Genomic DNA, 1,487 nt, shown 5'->3' with positions numbered 1-1,487 from the left:
CGGGGACGACGGTGACCTTCCCGCTGTCGATGCCGGCGTGGTGTCGTCCCTGCGCCCGCGGGGGGTTGCTCCCAGCGCATGAGCACGTTCGGCGGCCTGCTGCGGTCGTCCCCGCGCCCGCGGGGGTTGCTCGGCGCCGGAGGAGGCCACCGGTCAGTGGGTCCGGTCGTCCCCGCGCCTGCGGGGGTTGCTCGCGCTACGCGAACGGCATGCGCTGTCGGCGTACGACCCGAGCTCCCCCAACCGCGTACGGATGAACGCCCCCAGTTACGTTCGCGGGTCCGGCTTGGCAGATTCGGGTTGAGACCGACTTCCTGCCCCAGGGACACTCGCACGATGAGACAGAGCACGTCGGCCACCGGGGCAGTGGAACAAGGCTGGGATGGGCCCTGGTACCGGGTCCGCACGGAGGCATTCGAGGCATCGTTCCTGCCCAGCCCGGGCGAGGACTTGGACTCGATCTGCAACGTCGATGTCTTCGTGAACCTCCAGGACGGCTCCCGGTGGACCGCGACTGTCTTCTCGGTCGCAGAAGTCGAACGCCTGGTGGATGTCTGGGCAGAATGCGGCGAGGCTCTCGGCGGCCGCTACTTCTGGGTCTCAGACGGCCTGATCGTCCGGGATCCCGGTGTCGCCAGCATGACTCAGGTGATCGCCGGACTGATCGAGACCGACGAGTTCTCCCCAGTCTTCCAGCGACTCGAAGACGACTGATCAGGCCCCTGGCAGCCGACTGGACGTGCCCTGTCAGGCCACGTCCGTGTCCCGCTCGATGGCCTTGAGGCGGTTTCTGAGGCGGTAGCTGGGGCCGTTGATGGAGATCACGTCGCAGTGGTGGAGGAGCCGGTCGAGGATGGCGGTGGCCAGGACCTCGTCGTCGAACACCTGTCCCCATTCGCTGAAGGTCTTGTTCGAGGTCAAGATAATCGAGCCCTTTTCATACCGCTTTGAGATCACCTGGAACACCAGGGTCGCTTCTCCGCGTTCGAGGATCTCGTAGCCCACCTCGTCGACCACGAGGACGCCCGGCCGCAGGTAGGTGCCGAGCTTGTTGGCCAGACGCCCGGCTGCTTCGGCGGCCTTGAGGTTGCGGACCATGTCGTCGAGGCTGGTGAAGTAGACGGAGTAGCCAGCCCGGCAGGCCGCGACCGCGACCGCGACCGCGAGAGCAACGGCGATATGCGTCTTGCCCACCCCGGGCGGTCCCAGGAGAGCGGCGTTCGCCCTGGCTTCGTCGAATGAGAGCGTCGCAAGGTCCTTGACCTTGCGGGGGTCGAGTTCGGGCTGGAAGGAGAAGTCGTACTCATCGAGCGTTTTGTTGGTGCGGCAGCCTTGAGAGTCGCAGGCCCTGGCGGAAGCGGCGGCAGTCGCGGACAGCCAGTCCTTCGGAGAGGACTAGTAGTGCTTCGTTACGTCGGGTGTTCTCGCCTGGTGGTGGGCAGCTTTCCTGCATGAGGTTGAGGGAAGTGGAACGGCTCCGGGGTGAG

1 protein-coding gene and 1 pseudogene are annotated in these 1,487 nt (G+C 66.2%); one reads left to right on the top strand and one right to left on the bottom strand.

Features of this window, described 5'->3' with window-relative positions; genetic code table 11:
• Nucleotides 1–336: 336 nt before the first annotated feature.
• Nucleotides 337–714, top strand: coding sequence for a hypothetical protein (locus ACFVIU_RS39155; protein ID WP_385848531.1), 378 nt, complete (start codon nucleotides 337–339; stop codon nucleotides 712–714).
• Between the two features lie 33 nt (nucleotides 715–747).
• Here ACFVIU_RS39155 and istB read toward each other — a convergent pair.
• Nucleotides 748–1,399 (bottom strand): annotated as a pseudogene (gene istB / locus ACFVIU_RS39150) (IS21-like element helper ATPase IstB); the annotation flags it as partial.
• Between the last annotated feature and the right edge of the window lie 88 nt (nucleotides 1,400–1,487).

Source organism: Streptomyces sp. NPDC127190, assembly GCF_042672505.1.
GTDB lineage: Bacteria > Actinomycetota > Actinomycetes > Streptomycetales > Streptomycetaceae > Streptomyces.
The sequence above is the reverse complement of the archived record's forward strand: the minus strand, read 5'-3'. Positions and strand labels throughout refer to the sequence as shown.